Annotated in this window: 15 protein-coding genes; 14 read left to right on the top strand and 1 reads right to left on the bottom strand. The window is 36.4% G+C overall.

Annotation, left to right across the window (positions count from 1 at the left end):
- Positions 1–4: 4 nt before the first annotated feature.
- From FBT53_RS05360 to FBT53_RS05295, 14 genes are all read left to right on the top strand, one after another.
- Entirely contained in the window at positions 5–802 is a 798-nt protein-coding gene (locus tag FBT53_RS05360; protein WP_136950148.1) for a glycosyltransferase family 32 protein, read from the top strand.
- Positions 803–1834, top strand: a complete 1032-nt coding sequence (locus tag FBT53_RS05355) for a glycosyltransferase (protein ID WP_136950147.1) — start codon at positions 803–805, stop codon at positions 1832–1834.
- 434 nt (positions 1835–2268) lie between these two features.
- Entirely contained in the window at positions 2269–3354 is a 1086-nt protein-coding gene (locus FBT53_RS05350) for a hypothetical protein (RefSeq protein ID WP_136950146.1), read from the top strand.
- 8 nt (positions 3355–3362) lie between these two features.
- Positions 3363–4298, top strand: a complete 936-nt coding sequence (locus FBT53_RS05345) for an acyltransferase family protein (RefSeq protein ID WP_136950145.1) — start codon at positions 3363–3365, stop codon at positions 4296–4298.
- Positions 4299–4307: 9 nt separating this feature from the next.
- Complete coding sequence (locus FBT53_RS05340) at positions 4308–5474, top strand: glycosyltransferase (protein ID WP_136950144.1); 1167 nt, start codon at positions 4308–4310, stop codon at positions 5472–5474.
- Positions 5467–5886: a VanZ family protein gene (locus FBT53_RS05335; protein ID WP_136950143.1), complete on the top strand. Its 420-nt coding sequence runs from the start codon at positions 5467–5469 to the stop codon at positions 5884–5886. Before FBT53_RS05340 ends, FBT53_RS05335 begins: the two co-directional genes overlap by 8 nt.
- A gap of 3 nt (positions 5887–5889) precedes the next feature.
- The gene (locus FBT53_RS05330; protein ID WP_136950142.1) at positions 5890–7134 is read left to right on the top strand and encodes a WcaI family glycosyltransferase; all 1245 of its coding nucleotides are present in this window, start codon (positions 5890–5892) and stop codon (positions 7132–7134) included.
- 129 nt (positions 7135–7263) lie between these two features.
- A complete protein-coding gene (locus tag FBT53_RS05325) occupies positions 7264–8556 on the top strand; it encodes a phenylacetate--CoA ligase family protein (protein WP_136950141.1) in 1293 nt (430 codons plus the stop codon).
- A 15-nt stretch (positions 8557–8571) separates the two neighbouring features.
- Positions 8572–9594, top strand: a complete 1023-nt coding sequence (locus FBT53_RS05320; protein WP_136950140.1) for a sugar-transfer associated ATP-grasp domain-containing protein — start codon at positions 8572–8574, stop codon at positions 9592–9594.
- 17 nt (positions 9595–9611) lie between these two features.
- Positions 9612–10595, top strand: a complete 984-nt coding sequence (locus tag FBT53_RS05315) for a glycosyltransferase family 1 protein (protein WP_136950139.1) — start codon at positions 9612–9614, stop codon at positions 10593–10595.
- A complete protein-coding gene (locus FBT53_RS05310; protein WP_136950138.1) occupies positions 10592–11710 on the top strand; it encodes a glycosyltransferase family 4 protein in 1119 nt (372 codons plus the stop codon). Before FBT53_RS05315 ends, FBT53_RS05310 begins: the two co-directional genes overlap by 4 nt.
- The gene (locus FBT53_RS05305) at positions 11695–12888 is read left to right on the top strand and encodes a glycosyltransferase (protein ID WP_240729768.1); all 1194 of its coding nucleotides are present in this window, start codon (positions 11695–11697) and stop codon (positions 12886–12888) included. Before FBT53_RS05310 ends, FBT53_RS05305 begins: the two co-directional genes overlap by 16 nt.
- Positions 12881–13426 (top strand): putative colanic acid biosynthesis acetyltransferase, encoded by a 546-nt coding sequence (locus FBT53_RS05300; RefSeq protein WP_136950137.1) that lies wholly within the window; start codon positions 12881–12883, stop codon positions 13424–13426. The genes FBT53_RS05305 and FBT53_RS05300 overlap by 8 nt, the downstream gene beginning before the upstream one ends.
- Before the next feature lie 3 nt (positions 13427–13429).
- Positions 13430–14335: a glycosyltransferase family 2 protein gene (locus tag FBT53_RS05295; protein ID WP_136950136.1), complete on the top strand. Its 906-nt coding sequence runs from the start codon at positions 13430–13432 to the stop codon at positions 14333–14335.
- A gap of 259 nt (positions 14336–14594) precedes the next feature.
- On the opposite strand, the gene FBT53_RS05290 is transcribed toward FBT53_RS05295, so the two are convergent.
- Positions 14595–16898, bottom strand: coding sequence for a hypothetical protein (locus tag FBT53_RS05290; protein ID WP_136950135.1), 2304 nt, complete (start codon positions 16896–16898; stop codon positions 14595–14597).
- Positions 16899–18383: the final 1485 nt, after the last annotated feature.

Genomic DNA, 18383 nt, shown 5'->3' with positions numbered 1-18383 from the left:
TTCCATGGTTCCAAAAAAAATACACTACTCTTGGTTTAGTAATGATCCCATGCCAGATTATATTCAAGAAATAATGAAGACATGGCAAGAGCACATGCCAGATTATGAATATATTTTATGGGACGGTCCAAAATTGGCGGCTATCAATAATACTTTTGCTAACGAGGCGGTAAGCGTTAAAAAGTGGGCCTTCGCTTCTGACTTTCTTAGACTCTATGCTGTATATCATCACGGTGGTATATGGTTTGATACGGATATTGAAGTATTTAAATCCATAACCCCTTTGTTAAATACTAGGGCATTTATTGCTAATGAAGCAGGAGCAAAGGGCCATGGTAAAAAATTTCATTGGCTTACTGCTCATATTTTTGGAGCCGAAAAGGGACATCCATTTATAAAGGATTGCCTTGAATTTTATGAAAACCGTCACTTTATTCGCACATTATCCAAAAAATATCCTCAAGAATTCCAATTTGATATGACCATCTGCCCAGAGGTAATGGCTACTGCAGCGCTGAATTATGGATATGATATGGATGGTTTTAAAGATGATAAACAAGATTTAGAAGAAGGGATAACAGTATACCCCTCCTATTACCTTGATAAACCAATGTATTCTTCTATGAAAGAGGTTTTCTGCATTCATCGGGAATCAGGGTCTTGGCGGCCAGGAAATGAGGGGAAATCTCCTAATTTTAAAGGAACGAATCCAAAAGCTGGCAGATTAACAAATAAAGCGAAACTTGCTTTTCAAAAAACGCTTTTGCGTTTCAATTTGGCATTAATTAAAGCGGGTAACTAAATGAAAATTTTATCCATTGGTTGGTTCTCAAGAGTTAGCAACACTTCGTTACACAGGCATTGGGCTTTAGAAAAAAATGCCAAGCATATAGATGCGGTGGATTTAGGTAATGGTAAAACCTCATTTAAGTACAAAATAGCCTATCATTTATTTCAAAAGGGATTGCCTATTGGATTGCCTGATGCTTCAAATGCTAACAAAACCATAAAAAAGCTAGTGGATAAAAATAGTTACGACTTGGTTTGGATAGATAAGGGAGTTACGGTAAACCCTAGTACTTTAGAGTTCATCAAATTTAAATTGCCTAACTGCAAATTGGTTAGTTATTCTCCCGATAATATGGCATTGCGCCACAACCAAAGTCAGCAGTATTTAGACGGAATAAGCTTGTATGACGTGGTATTTACCAATAAATCTTATATTCTAGAAGATTTAAAAAGACTAGGAGCAAAGAAAGTAATTTTTAAACATAATCTGTACGAATCTTCGTTTCATTATCCTAGAACTTTGACGAATTCGGAGAAAGAATATTTCGGTGCAGATGTGGGCTTCGTGGGTGCTTGGGAACAAGAGCGCTGTGCTAGCATTTTGTTTCTAGTGGATAACGGAATTAACGTTAAGGTTTTTGGTGATGGTGAATGGAATCATTATAAAAATTACGCACCCAACTTAACCATCTTATCTGGTGTTTTTTCAGAAGATTATTCAAAAGCGTTGCAAGCATTTACTATATGTTTGTGTTTTCTAAGAAAAATAAACTACGACCAGCAAACCACACGTACTATGGAAATCCCTGCATGTGGTGGTTTTATGATGGCGGAACGTACAGCCGAACATTTAGATTTGTTTAAAGAAGGAGAAGAGGCTGCTTTCTTTTCTTCTAATGAGGAACTATTGGAGCTTTGCACCTATTATTTAAATAATATTCCAAAACGCAATAGTTTAGCAGAGGCAGGCTTAGAACGATGCAAAAGTTCAGGTTATTCCAATGAAGCTGGGGTTAAAAAAATGATAGAAAAAGCAATGGTTTAACTATGTTTTTGTTACAAGACTTAAAGAAAATTTTAGGAGTACTATTAGTTATTGCTATAATAGGAGAAATGCTATTGTTTCCTAGCGTTGCCAATTTTTATGGTTGCTTAATGGCGGTGGTTGCATATATCATTTTTCAATATTTTTTAAAGACCGCTTATGTATTACGTTACCCTTTTAGTTTTTTGCTTTTTTTCTCAATGTTTATGTATAGGTATTTACCGCTTATAGCAACACTGTTAGAGTACAAACCTATAACCTATGGTTTTGAAAATCCTTTTACCACATTTATAGGAGAAACTTTTTGGATGTTAATGGCGGGTCTAGCATTCTATATAGCATGCCCCATCAAAAAGGATTTTAGGAATAATCCTATCCAAAATACCTTATATCAAATGGGGTTTTTTCATGTACATCCACAAGTTTTTTGGTGCATGGGATTTTTAGGCCTAGCTGTTACCACATATTCTTTGGGAGCTGGTGAAGTAGAAACTGGTGATGTTGGGGGCAAATTTTTGAATTCTATCAAATATTTCATGTATGCCCCATGTCTTTTGGCATTTCCTAGTCTGTTAAATTATAAGTATGCTAATGGTAGATGGGTTTACCTATATATTATATTCATTGTACTCCTAGGTATTGCATCTAATAGTCGAGAAGGTATTATAAAACCCTTAGGTGTGCTGGGTTTATTGTTTGTCTTATACTTAATCACTGAAAAGGTTAGTTTAAAAGCAATATTTCCTATACACAAAATTATAGCGTATGGATTTGGTATTTATTTACTTTTACAAGTATTTAGTAATATCTCGTTAGCTATTTTATATAACCGTCAATTTCGAGAGAGCGTCAGCCGACAAGAGTTGTTTGTAAAAACATGGGAAACTTTAATAGATTCTCAAAAAATGGAACGCTTGAGAGAAACAAAAGAAAGAGCTCAAGAACAACTGTTATCATATCAAGATGGATGGACAGAAAATTATTTGGATAATTTTATGCTTAACCGATATGCTAATATGCGGATTACAGATCAAACCTTGTATTATGCTAATCAACGTGGTTATGGTAATATTTTTATGCAAGAAAATCTTTATCAAAAATTGTTGGCCCTTTTTCCAAACCCGTTTTTACGTTTTGTTAACATCGATTTGGATAAGGATGCATTGAGATTTTCTCGAGGTGACTTATTGTATGGAAAAGGACTTGGTGGTTATCGGGTTACAAGTCATTTAGGTGACGGGCTAGCAACATTTGGCTATTGGTATTTTCCCATACAGTTTATAACATTATTTTTCGTTTTTAAGCTTACTAATTGGTTTAGTTATTATAAAAAGGAAACAATTATTTATGCACCATTTGCATTAATGAGCATTTTTGGTTTTTTAGGATTCTATAGAAACGCTGGGGGTATTATTGCAGATTTTGGTTATCTGCTACGGGATTATGTTCAGGATTTATTTACTTATTTGGTGGTTTTTTATTTCATCAATATGCTTCTTCGATTATTTAGAAGGAACTAGAAAACTATATGAAAAAACGTTTTTTATGGATTGATAATTTGAGAGGGCTCATGATTGTTCTAGTGGCTATGGGTCATATTATCGTGGACGGTTCAGTTGACAATACCTTTAATTCAATCATGCGGATGCCAACTTTTTTCATGATCAGTGGGTTCTTATTTAAATTCAAACCAAAAAAAGATTATTTTGTATACAAATTGAAGAGTTTAATTATCCCGTACTTTATTTATTTAATACCCATTTTAGCCATACAAATGTATCTGGAAGACAAGTCTTTAATGGAGTATTTTGTTAGGCTAATCTTGGGCGGACCTTATACTTATTCTTGGACAGGCGTATTTTGGTTTATAACGTGTCTATTTTTTACACAACAAGTATTTAATTTATTTAAAGGTTTTAAGGATAGTAAAATAGCTATAATTATGATAGTATTCTTAATGATAGCTTACATTAATCAATTTTACTTTAACAGATTTAATATTCCGTGGAATATTAATGTATGTTTTTATACTTGCCCTTTGTTTTTTATGGGCTATTTATTTAAAAAGTATGGAGAATCCGTAAGGTTTTCATGGTTTTTTTCAATACCTATTTTAATATTTATATATTTATTATCTACGTTCCTAATTGAAGGTATGTATACTAGGCTCAATAATACAGACTATGGTTTTCCAGTTCTGGGCTTTATATTCAGTGTTATTTCCGCATTTTGTATGGTTACTTTATTTAAAACTAAATTGAACTTTAAACTTTTTTCAGTCATAGGTAAAGCCTCCTTGGTTATTATGTATTTGCATTTGCCAATTCGCTATGCTATACTTTACTATGATTCTGGAGTTAATCAATGGTATATACTTGCTATTGCTGTATTATTACCTATACTAATTTATTATTTGTTAAGACGTAATCTATTCACAAAAAAGTATTTTCTGGGTGAAGCGTAAATCGTCATTATGATTTTTCGAATTATTATTCACCAAAAAGGAGGGCTAGGTTACAGTATGCAGCGGTATGCTAGCTTGCTTAAAGCTACGTTGGAACAGCAGGCCTATGAGGTAGCATTGTTAGGTCCTAGGCTGTATTTATCTAAAAGCTATAATACTAAGGGGGTATATAAATGGCTACGGTATATAGATATTTACATCCTATTTGGGATCGCATTATGGTGTAAAACCACGTTTACAAAAGAAAAGGTATTTTATATCGTTTTAGATCAAGCCTTAGGGTTGTATGTTCCCTTCGTCAAAAACAAACCGCACGTCATTCATTGCCATGATTTTATTGCCTTAAAATCTACCTTGGGTAGGTACGCTAAAAACCAGGTGGGGAAAACCGGAAAACTGTACCAAAATTTGATTCGAAAGGGCTTTAGTCAGGGGAAACATTTTATTTCCATCTCAAAACATACACAGCAAGAATTGCATCAATTTTTGCCCAAAGCCCCTCAGACCAGTGCACAAATTTACAATGCAGTAGATGAACAATTCCGTCCAGGGAATCTAGCAACGGCACTAAAGATATTGGAACGAGAAGTACATACTTCCTTAGCCGGTGGTTTTGTATTGCATGTAGGCGGGAATACCTTTTATAAAAATAGGGTAGGCGTGTTGCAAGTTTTCACCGCATACAAAGAAAAATATGGAACACCTTTAAAATTGGTCATGATAGGGTCAGCGCCTACTGTTGCTATGCAGGCAGCTAAAGCGCATTCTGGATTTTCTGACGATATTTATTTTTTAACCAAAGTCACGGACCAAGTACTGGTCAATGCCTATCAGGCTGCAAATGTATTTTTATTCCCTTCGCTTGCAGAAGGCTTCGGCTATCCCATTATAGAAGCGCTAGCCTGTGGTTGCCCTGTAATTACCACGAATACAGGTCCCATGACCGAAGTGGGCGGGGAATTGTCTTGGTATATACCTACTGCAAGAGAATTTAGTAGTGAAGAGGAATGGGCTCAACAGGTAGCCGAACAGGTAAAAGAAGTTATAGATTTATCTCCAGACGCATTAACGCAATTTAAACACAAGGCAAAAGAACACGTTGCCAACTTTAGAGCGGAAACCATTGGGCCACAAATACTCAATGTTTACAACAAAATTGGAGCTGATTATGCGTAGTCGGCTTCGTTTAAATCCCATTCTCTTGGGTTGTATCACCATAGGAACCTTTTTAATTATCGTCTTGAGTTGGAAAGGAAATCCTAACGTTGGGGAATGGTCTTGGCTGCCAGAACCTCTTATTCGATGGGCAGATGAAGAGGAAAATAATCAAATACGCACTGCGGTACCCTTTATTTTTTTAGGATTAGTATTTGGAGCATTTCTATTAAGCAGCAAAGCAACACTGCTGATTCATTGGTTGTGGGCATGGATGGCGCTGGCTTTTGTGGTAGCTTTGGCAGAATTTGGGCAATTCTTTATCCCAACCAGAGACCTGGACATTATGGATATGCTTTGGGGTATTATGGGGGCCGCTTTTGGCTTATTTTTTCCGCTGATGTTATGGAAAATCAAACAGATTAAAGACTAACAGTTGAATACTAAAAAAAGAATCTTACTCATCGGCTATAATTTTGCACCAGAATTGACTGGGATTGGTAAATACTCGGGAGAGATGATGGAATGGTTGGCACAAGAAGGGCACGATTGCAAAGTGCTAACCGCTTATCCGTACTATCCGTATTGGAAGGTGCAAGCCCCTTACCGTAGCAAACGGTTTTGGTATACTAAAGAGGTAAAGGAGTACGCCACTGGTGGCAAACTTACCGTAGTACGTTGCCCCATGTACGTGCCTAGTGCACCATCAGGATTAAAGCGTATTTTAGTAGATACCTCGTTTAGCATCACGGCAAGCTTGTATATACTCAAACTGCTTTTTGCTAAAAAATACGATTGGGTGTTGACGGTAGCCCCCTCCTTTCAGTTTGGGCTGTTGGGTGTGGTATACAAAGGGTTGAAGAACGCAAAACTATGGTACCACATACAAGATTTGCAAATAGAAGCCGCACAAGACTTAGGAATGATTACCAATAAGGCTATTTTAAAGGTCCTGTTTGGCTTGGAAGGCTTTATTTTTAAACAAGCGGATGTAGTGAGCAGTATTTCTGACGGGATGTTAGCGCGTATTGCGAAAAAAACAAAACACCCTTTAACGTTTTTTCCCAATTGGACGGAGACCGAATTTTTTAAACCTATTGCCGATAAAACAGGACTAAAAAGTAAATTTGGCGGTGAGGAATCGGATTTTGTGGTGCTATACTCTGGTGCCATTGGCGAGAAACAGGGGCTAGAAGCTATTTTAACCGCAGCCCAAAATCTAAAAAGTTATCAAGGGTTACAATTTATCATTTGCGGTACTGGGCCCTACAAAGCCGTATTGCAAGAAAAAGCGACACAGCTAGGATTAGACAACCTCCGTTTTTTACCCCTACAACCAAAAGAAGATTTTAACGCCTTTTTAAATATGGCCGATTTGCATTTGGTGATACAAAAAGAAAAGGCGAGCGATTTGGTGATGCCCTCCAAGTTAACGACAATTTTAGCCGTTGGTGGAGTAGCCTTGGTGACTGCTAATCCAGAAGCTACCTTACATAAGGTGATTCAAGAGCACCATATGGGAATTTTGGTGAAGGCGGAAGACCAAGGCGCTTTAGAAAAGGGCATTGCAGAGGCGTATGCCACTAAAAATTTAACTTTACTAAGCGCAAATGCACGTGGCTATGCGGAAGCCTATTTGAATAAGCATACCATTATGCAAGCTTTTGAAGCCCAATTATAGCATGGAGGACCCCAAGCCAGACCTTGAACTCCAACAAAATACCAAACCCATTACTAACAAGAATTCTTACCCCAGAGAATATGGAAGTTTTATTTTATGACCAAATTATTTTCTAAACAGCTTTTTAATTTGAAAACTAAGGTACTGATGCCCCGTTTGTGGAAGGTGTACCAGAAAACCAAACAAACCGAAAAGCATACAGACCTACAGGCCTACAATTTAGAACAGCGGAAGTTGTTGGTACAACATGCCGTAACACATTCTCCATTTTATAAAAAATTATATACGGATAATGCTGGTAAGACCTTGACTGTAGATACGGATAAAGATTTTACAGCATTACCCGTATTGACTCGGGAGGCGTTACGTGCTAATTTCAATACCATACGGATTAACAACTATAAAGGTGTCCGTAGAAGAACCGCCAAAACGTCTGGGAGTACAGGCCCATCAATAACGGTAATGCACGACCAACGGAATCCAGAAACGCCCATACGGTGGCGTATTTTAGAATGGTGGGGCGTACAACCGTGGGAAAACCAGGCCTTTATCTACCGTTTTAAGAAACCGTTTTGGGAAGAAGTATTGAGTGCGTTTAGATGGTGGCCCACCCAACGGGTCTTTTTAGCCGCTGCAGACCTTAATCAGAAGAAATTAGACACTTTTGTAAAACGTTTTAACAACATAAAACCTGCCTTGCTTCAGGGCTATGTAGATGTGGTCTTTGAGTTTGCGTTGTATGTCTTGGATCATAATATTCAATTACATGCCCCAAAAGTGGTTTGGGTCACTTCGGCACCCTTATTTCCCGAACAGCGGGAACTCATGGAAAAAGCCTTTGGCGCCCCGGTCTGTGATCAATACGGCAATACCGAAATTCTATTGATTGCAGCAGAATGCCCGGAACAAAACGGACTGCACATGATGCACGATCGCGTATTTGTAGAATTTGTAGATGAAAAAAACCAGCCCGTTCCCCCCAATACTACGGGGCGCATATTATTGACCGATTTGACCAATTACGTATTTCCACTAATCCGTTATGACATTGGGGATGAGGGCAAGTATCTAGATTCCTCCTGTGCTTGTGGTAGAACATTACCGTTAATGGAAAATGTTAAAGGACGCCAAGCGTTTGTATTAAAAACCTCTTCGGGCTTAACCATAAAAGGCGAACATGTTATGGCGATGTTTAAGGGGCATATGAAACATTTTAAACATGTACAATTGGTACAACATAAAATAGACCAAGTTAGCTTATATTATATTCCTAGAGCTTTAGAAAGTGCGCAGCAGGCTAGCTTACTTATAGCAGAACAATTAGAGCTTAGAGCTAGAAAGGAGTTTAAAATAAAGATAGAACGCGTTGCTGTAATAGAACGCAAAAATGCTAAAACACCTTTAATCGTAAGTCATCTTTAGAGGTAAAAATACCTAATGGTTAATCGTATCAAAAACACATTGCAAAAAGCACTGGTAGCCAGGAACAATTATATCTCTAATGGTATTGCTAAAGGTATTTTAAATGGTTTAGAACAAGAATATGGTACATTACCAAAAAAGCATAAAAAATGGTGCAATGATTATGCCATCGATGTTCTAAAATCAAATGCATACGCTCCTTGGCTTTGGGTATATGCGCATGTAGCAGGAGACTTTAAAGAGGGTTGGATTCCGGATAATTACTATCGTAATGTACTAATTCCACAAATACAGGGAGATTATGGAAAGGTGTCTTTTTTGCGAAGTTTAAATAATTTTGTTTTTAAAGAAGATTTGGGGCTCGATGTGCTTTACCAAGTAAATGGCGTATACAGTACGCCAGGGGGACGCGTAGTGCCAAAAGAAGAACTTAGCACCTATCTTTCTAGTTTGCATACTAAAATTTTGTTCAAACCTGATAATTCAGCGCAAGGAAAGGGGATTCAATTTTTAAAAGAAGATTTTACGGGAGTAAATCTAATCTCAAAATTAGAGAACGGTGTTTTCCAATCGGTAATCAAACAACACTCTTTCTTTAATCAATTTACTCCAGATAATGTGGCAACACTACGATTGACAACCCTTTTATTGGACACGGGAGTAATAAAATTGGTAGCCGCCTATGTTAGACTAGGCAGAACTGGGGAAACAGCGGTTTTGTCTAAATCCCATATACGCGTACCCATAAATTTAGATAATGGCACTTTTTCCTCTATAGCTTATGATGTACAATGGAAAAAAATAGCAAAGCATCCAGATAGCAAGGTTTCCTTTGCCCATTGCTCTATGCCGGGTTTTGATACGGCGGTTTCAAAAGTAAAAGCCTTACATCAAACATACCCTTTTGTACGGGTCATTGGTTGGGATATTGCAATTGATGACATGGAGCGCGTAAAAGTTATGGAGTGGAATGGCTATAGCAACGATATAAAATTCACGGAAGCGACTCAAGGTCCAGGTTTATTGGAGTTATTTTAAACAATAACAATAGTTTAATGAAAGTAACATATTTTTTTAGACCAAAGATGAAAGGTGTTTTTAGTATTGAAACGCTCTTCGAAAAAATACAAGATAGGTTACCTTCTTATATTATAGTAGAAAACTATGTTTGCACAGATAAATTAAAACGCTTTCCGAGTTTTATTAAATCAATATTTCATCAGAGTGATGTAAATCATATTACAGGGGACATTCACACTATTGCACTCTTTCTATCTAAGAAAAAGACAATTTTAACTATTCACGATTTAGGGAGGTATGATCGAGATTTGACTGGATGGAAGAAGCTTATAAAAAAACTATTATGGATAAGTTTACCTCTTCATAGAGTAAAATACATAACTACTATATCAGAATTTACAAAGCAAAGAATTATAGAGGAGACAGGCATTAATTCTGATAAAATACATGTTATTCCGAATCCAGCACCAACAGATTTTACATATCATCCAAAAGAATACAACTCGAAATCACCAAGAATTTTGCAAATTGGAAGCGGCAATAATAAAAATATTGACCGCTTAATTAAAGCGGTTGCCAACAGTAAATATGAATTAATTTTAGTGCGGAAACCTAATCTTGCGTTAGAACAAAAATTAAAGGAGCTTAAAATAACTTATGAATGGCATTACAACGTTACGAGAGAATTCATTTATCAGCTATATATAAAAACAGATGTTCTCTTTTTTGCATCGGAATATGAAGGTTTTGGAGTACCTATTTTAGAAGCTAACGCTGTTGGAAGACCAATAATTACAAGTAATATAAGTTCAATGCCATTTGTAGCAGGTAATTCTGCGATGTTAGTTAATCCTTACAGCGTAGAAGAAATTAGAACCGCATTAAATCAAATAAATGAAAATTCAAACCTTAGGGAAACTTTGGTTAAAAACGGTCTAAAAAATCTTCAAAAATTTTCTATTGAAAAAATTGTTGCTGATTACGCTGAGCTATATAATAAGATACATTATTCAAAATGAAAATTTTCTTCTGGCAAAATATAAATAGTATTCACCAATCAACCTTTTTCAGAGAATTCTCGAAGCTTTCTAATTGGGATGTAACCTTGGTTGTTACTGAAAAAATAAAACCTTTTAGAATTGAAATGGGATGGAGTGTTCCTACCATTCCTAATTTGAAGATTAAAGATATTTCAGATAATTCAAATTCTTTTTCTGATATCATTCAAAATAATGCTCGAGCGATTCATGTTTTTTCAGCTATTAATGGATTTAAAACTATTAACCTCGCTTTAAATCTTGCGGTAAAAAAAGATTGTAAAATTGGTATATTTTCAGAGTCATATGATTACCGTGGTTTCAAAGGTAAAATGAGGTATTTAAGGGGTTTTTATCATTATTATAAATATGATAAATCTATTAATTTTATTTTGTCTACAGGTTCAATAGCAAAAAATCAGTTTACCAAGTTTGGATTTAATGAAAACAAAATCTACGAATGGGCTTACAGTGTGGAACCTTCTAGCAATTTTATCCCTCAAGAAAAGAACCAAGTTATTCAATTTTGTTATGCAGGTTCATTAATTCATAGAAAGGGTGTAGACACTTTGTTGGAAGCAATTAAAATTTTAAATAATAAAAAACTAAATTTTGAATGTCATCTATACTGTCTAAAATCGAAAGAAGAACTGCAACAACCTTTACTTTCAGATTTTAAAAATTTAAAAAATATTCATTTTTATGAATTTTTGCCGAATAGTGAGCTGAGAAGCAAAATTTCAAAACACGATTGCTTTATATTACCTAGCAGGCATGATGGATGGGGAGCTGTAATTAATGAAGCCTTAGCCGAAGGTATTAAAGTAATTGTTTCTAGTAAATGTGGTTCTTCTACTTTAGTTAATGATGGTAATGGCCATGTTTTAAATAAAGTTGCCAAAGAAGACATAGTTGAAAAAATGACTGCTATTATTCAAGATGGGCCATTAAACTCTTATCAACGTAATTTAATTCAGAAGAGTTATGAAGCCAAAGTTTCTGGCAAAGTTTTAGCACATTATATGGACAGTATTTTAAGTCATACATTTTTCACAACAATAAAAAGTAAACCGAAAACACCATGGACAGAATCTTAAATAAGTTCAAAGTTTTACGGGTTATACCTTCAATGAATCCAAAGCAGGGTGGGCCTTGCCAAGGGATACGGAATTCTATTGGAGCGTTAAAAAACGATGAAAATCTTCATGAAGTAGTTTGTTTGGACGCCGAAGATGAAGTATATGGCATTCGTGATGATTTTACCATCTACAAGTTGGGGAGACGTAAAGGGCCATGGCAGTATCATAAAGCTTTGTATCCATGGTTGTTAAATAATCTAACTTCCTATGATGTTGTTATAATTCATGGCTTATGGACGTATCATAGCTATGCGGTGTATAAGGCTATTAAAAAATTGAGCCGTGAGGGTAATTCATTGCCCAAGGTGTTTGTTATGCCGCATGGCATGCTAGACCCCTACTTTCAAAAAAGCAAGGAAAGGCGATTAAAGGCTATTCGTAACGAAGTTTATTGGGGATTAATTGAGCGTAAAGTAGTTAACAATGCAACGGGCTTGTTGTTTACCTGTGAACAAGAACTGTTACTGGCAAGGCAGGCTTTTAAGCAGTACCGTCCCAGGAACGAATATAATGTAGGCTACGGCGTACAACCGCCTCCTCCGTTTGCAACAGAAATGACAAGGGCTTTACGCGACAAACTACCTAACTGGAATGGGGAGCCCTATTTGTTATTTTTAAGTAGAATACACCAAAAAAAGGGGGTGGATTTATTGATTAAAGCATACAACCAACTTTCTAAAAAGACCACGGGCATCCCTAAATTGATAATAGCAGGTCCAGGGATGGATTCTACATACGGTAAAGAATTAGAATACCTGACCCAAGGAAATGAACAGATTATTTTCCCAGGCATGTTAAATGGAGCAGCCAAATGGGGTGCGTTTTACCATGCCGCGGCTTTTGTGCTACCCAGCCACCAAGAAAATTTTGGGATAGCGGTTGCCGAAGCCATGGCCTGCAAAAAACCGGTATTGATTAGTGATAAGGTAAACATATGGCGCGAAATTGTAGAACATCACGGGGGTATTGCCAATACAGATACCTTGGAAGGTACCCTAAAAACCTTAAAAGAATGGTTTGCTAAGACTGCCGAAGAACAACAACAGATGGGAATGGCTGCTTTTGAGAGTTATGGTACCCACTTTACTATCGCTAAGGCTGCACAAAACTTAATGAATACCATACTAAATGCATAATACAGATACATACACCGGGGCATCTTTCTCCTTACAAAATAGAGTACTGCGATTGGTTTGGAATCTCTGTTACCTTATTTTATTTAAATATTCTCCTAGGCCATTCCATGCTTGGCGCAGTTTTGTACTACGGCTATTTGGGGCTAAATTAGGCAAGAATGTACATATTTATCCGAAAGTGCAAATATGGGCACCTTGGAATTTAGTTATAGGGAATGATGTTGGGGTTGCAAACGGTGTGGATTTATACTCCCAAGGGCTAATAACGTTAGAAGACCGGGTCATCATCTCCCAGCGCTCGTATTTGTGTACAGGCACGCATGATTACACCAAAAAAGGACATCCGCTGTATACCCAACCCATAACGGTAAAAAAGAATGCCTGGGTAGCGGCTGAATGTTTTGTTGGACCAGGAGTCACTATTGGCGAGGGAGCCGTTTTAGGTTCTAGAGCAGCAGCCTATAAAGATGTGGCGCCATGGACAATTGTGGGCGGAAACCCTGCAAAATATATAAAAGATAGAATACTAGAAGCTTAAATTATGCATTCCATTACAGTCATTATTCTTACCTATAACGAAGAACAGCATATTGAACGTTGCATTGTGAATGCGAAACAATTTGCCAAAGAAATCTTTTTGGTGGATTCCTATTCTACGGATCAAACAGTTGCCATAGCAGAAGGATTAGGAGCAAAAGTGTACCAAAACAAATGGGAAAATAATTATGCCAAACAATTTAATTGGGGATTAACTAACCTACCCATAAAAACAGAATGGGTGTTTCGTTTGGATGCAGATGAATATTTGACTGACGCTCTAATTACAGAAATCAATACCAAACTCCCAACACTAGCAGAAACAACATCGGGTGTTGTTTTTGAACGTAAAATGTACTTTTTAAATACGTTGATGACCAAAGGGATGCTGCAAATGAACATGCTCCGCTTGTTTAAATACCGTCACGGTTTCTGTGAAGAGCGCTGGATGGACGAGCATATTGTATTAACACAAGGCGAAAGTGTGTTGTTTCAACACTATTTTGTGGATCATAACTTAAACAGCTTAGGGTGGTGGACGCAAAAGCATAACGGTTATGCCATTAGGGAAGCGGTAGATTTATTGAATTTGGAATACAATTTTATACCCGCTACTACCGAACAATCCAAAACCTACGAACTCTCCAAAGACGCAGAAGAAAAAAGAGCAAAAAAGAAACGTTATGCCAAATTACCCTTGTTTTGGAGGGCATTTATCTACTTTGTATACCGCTATTTTTTTAAATTAGGCTTTACTCAAGGCAAGGAGGGCTTTTTATGGCATTTTTTACAAGGTTGGTGGTACAGGACCTTAGTAGATGCGAAGATATACGAGATTAAAAGAGCCACCCATAATAATCCTGCAAAAATGGCTGATTTCATACGGCAACAGTATAAATTGAATATTTAAATGACCTCCTGTAATTTTTTCCTTAATTAATTCCAAAGCACTTTTCTATTCTATTTATCCTCTAAAAAATAAGACTTAGCTAGAGCATTGAAATTACAATCTATTATAGACTAAGTATGGCTATGGTTAATTCTTTCACTTTACTCTCAGACTCAAATAAAATACTACAATTTTTGTGTTTATAGTTATTGTAAAAATTGTGGCATTCGTGATTTGAACAAAAAAACGTTTCCAATTAAAGTGATTAGCAATTAATAAGTTATTTTATGAGTTGCAGTTCCATTGTTACTTTTAACTCTCCCTGCCCATTCATGGGTAAATTGCTATAAATATTTACTGGTCTGTTGGATGTGGTGTTGGGCGATTTTTCATTTAAGTTATGTTCAAATTTTTGGCCAGGAGTATCTATAAATTCTGGTAGCCAATAGGTAGCCAAATCTTCCCTAATACCTAAACTAAAATACGTTCCCTCTCCTAAATCCGATACTACGGTAGCGGATACTTTTTTTACCATCCACTGATCGGGAACAAAAAAGCTACTTTCTTTACTAGTGGTATGGTCTACAGCAATGGTAGTGTCATGCGTCCAGTCTATAGTGGTATTGCCATTTGTATTTTGCAGTACAATATTATTATCTACATCCGTAATTTTAAAATAATTGGAATTCGGATTGTTTTGGTGTGCTAAATAACTTGTGGATATCATGTTTTCTTCTAGGCTATGACCTGGAGTATGGGGGCTACGCCAACCTTTTACATACACCTCATAATGATTGTTGCTACCATTTTCCATGGTATCTTGATTGTTTCTAATGATACCTAAATTTCTTCTGGTGTCGCTAAACGTTTCAATATTTAATCCTGAATTAACCACTCTATTATAATCACCGTAAAAACTTAAACAATTTCGTTCTAATGATGTAACTTCATTAACATATAGATTTACATTATTCATTGTTACTCTATCTCCTGCCTGTATAGTTATTGGCAAAATACCTGTTTGCTCTGACAAATCTTTAATGGTGACATTTTCTATCTTTACATCTAATAAATAGCCGTTCAACCTTAAAGGGCTGAAATCATCAGTAATATTTTTGAACAGCTCACCATTATAACTTTCGGAATAAATATTGGTGATTTGTCCATTACTACAATCCACTATACCTGCAAAGCCATCTCTTCTATAAGATTGATAACCATCTATAAAAAAATTGTCAACATTTTTTAACGTCATGCTTGTGCAATAGCCGCTACTAGTAGGTCTAACCTCTGGATTGCCAACATAAATACCGTAATCAATGATGTCTATAAAATTTATATTAGTCGGTGGTTTGTTGTATCCTGTTTCATTCAAATAAAACAAATGAGGCGGGGCAGAATAAATGCCGCTGCCGTCTCCACCACCTAAATTACTCCCGTCTTCGTTTTGATAATCGGTGTATCGATAACTCCTAATACCTTCAAAAGTACTATTCGCACAGCTGCCTATCACGGCCATAATAGTGCCATCAAAAGTAACTCTATTCATATAAAGTCCTGAAGTTTGTGTTACGCTGGCGGTAGCTTCATCATTGACCGTAGAACCCCTATCGTATTGCGATTTAAGTGTAACGGGCCAAGGGTGAAACTTGTTAGCGGTAGCGTCATCTGGAGCTTTAATGGTCACATCTTCCATTAATAGATTTTGCGCTCCATCTATAAGAAATAAAGATACAAAAGGAGCATTACCTATGTATAGTGGGTCTGCTCCATTAAACGTCATTCCTCTATTTGCAACTAACCAAGCTTCATAGGTAGATTGGTACGGTAACCCAGATTTAACATTCCAATTCAACGGATCATAGCTTCCTTGCCATTCTATAGTAAAGTTTTTAAACTGCACGTTTTCAGATAATGGCACAGTAAATACAGGCCAATACTGGTTTGCTATTTTTACCTTAACATCTTTGTGTGACCCTTCGATAACTATATTGTCATCAATAAATATCATATCCGAGCCATCATTGGCTAAACATTCTACATACATGTCCTTTTCAATCAGAACTTTTGAAGAAATATGTAAACTTTGCGCAATAGTTTCCACAAAAGCATCCCGGTCATCGGTAGTCCCATCCATGACCGCACCAAACCAATAGGGTTTTAGATATTCATTAGTATAGATGCCGGCTAAATCTATATTATTAAAAACCTGCTCAAAATGTTCGGTGTAAATACCGTTTTCTGTGCCGGTTATGGTACCATTTTGCAGTTGCCCATGTTTAAAATATAGGGTAATACCTTCTGGTAAAGTTATGGTGTTACCCTCTAAATTATGGGTATGTCTAATTACCCAATAGGTATAATTAGCGTAGCTGTCCGGGATGTTTTCCCAATTAAAATCTTCGGGTAGCTCTATAGAATTTTCTTCGGTAAGTTCTTCCTCCGGTTCTTCTATTAATTCTTCTTCTATAACCTTGGTATTCTCTTCTATTATGGTTTGTGTAAAGTCCTGTTCATTAGAACAAGACATAACTAGGGCTACTACGCTTAGGACGAGACTTACAATCAAATTAAAATGTTTCACTTGTTAGGAGGTGTTAAGTTACTAGCTTTTTCTTGTAAATTCTTGGGGAACCAAATGCGCTAACAATTTTTGCTTTTGCGCTACGGATATAGAACGTAAAGATATACGGCTAAAGTCTATTTTAGGTTGTTGCAGTGTTACTTTTACGTACCTAAAAAAATATTTAGAGGTTTTCTGTCAATTCTTCAAAAATATCGACAAGGCGCACTATACTTTTGATAAAACTGTACCATTTTCTATCTTTTTTTAAATTAAAAAATCGTACGCAACTACTTAAAATGTGCATTTCATCGAAAATTTTAATACACTCAACGGTAAATTATACGATTTCAGCCAAGGAAAGGGAGAGAAAGAGTTAGTAGTTAGAAGTTAATAGTTAGTAGTAAAAAGTACTAAGTAAAAAGTATGGAGTACAAAGTGATATTCAAAATTTGCATCACGTCATTTCGATAGGAGTAGCGTAGCGACGACTGAGAAATCTCTTTTGAGTTAAAAGTTAGTAGTTAGAAGTTAATAGTAAAGAGTACAAAGTACCGTTTTCCTTCGTCATGCTGAACTTGTTTCAGCATCCTCCTCACATCAAACGAAATCCAGTTAAAAAGAAAATACAGCTGCTCCCTTAAGTTAGGGGAGCTGTCTGCAGGACTGAGGGGTCTGTTTTTGAGTTAAGAGTCAGTAGTTAGAAGTTAATAGTAAATAGTAAAAAGTAGCAAGTACTAAGTAAAAAGTATTAAGTACAGCGTACTAAGATTTACCGTCATGCTGAACTTGTTTCAGCATCCTCCTCACATCAAACGAAATCCAGTTAAAAAGAAAATACAGCTGCTCCCTTAAGTTAGGGGAGCTGTCTGCAGGACTGAGGGGTCTGTTTTTGAGTTAAGAGTCAGTAGTTAGAAGTTAATAGTAAATAGTAAATAGTAAAAAGTAGCAAGTACTAAGTAAAAAGTATTAAGTACAGCGTACTAAGATTTACCGTCATGCTGAACTTGATTCAGCATCTTGTCACTTTGAACGAATTCCAGTTAAAAAGAAAATACAGCTGCTCCCTTAAATTAGGGGAGCTGTCCGCAGGACTGAGGGGTCTGTTTTTGAGTTAAAAGTTAGTAGTTAAAAGTAAAAAGTACGGAGTACAAAGTATAAAGTACCGTTTTCCTTCGTCATGCTGAACTTGTTTCAGCATCTTCCTCACATCAAACGTAATCTAGTTAAAAAGAAAATACAGCTGCTCCCGTAAGTTAGGGGAGCTGTCCGCAGGACTGAGGGGTCTGTTTTTGAGATAAGAGTTAGTAGTTAGAAGTTAATAGTAACAAGTACGGAGTATGAAGTACAAAGCATTGTTTTTTACCGTCATGCTGAACTTGTTTCAGCATCTTCCTCACATCAAACGTAATCTAGTTAAAAAGAAAATACAGCTGCTCCCTTAAGTTAGGGGAGCTGTCCGCAGGACTGAGGGGTCTGTTTTTGAGTTAAGAGTTAGTAGTTGGA

It is taken from the genome of Flavobacterium sp. ASW18X, assembly GCF_005144745.1.
GTDB lineage: Bacteria > Bacteroidota > Bacteroidia > Flavobacteriales > Flavobacteriaceae > Croceivirga.
The sequence above is the reverse complement of the archived record's forward strand: the minus strand, read 5'-3'. Positions and strand labels throughout refer to the sequence as shown.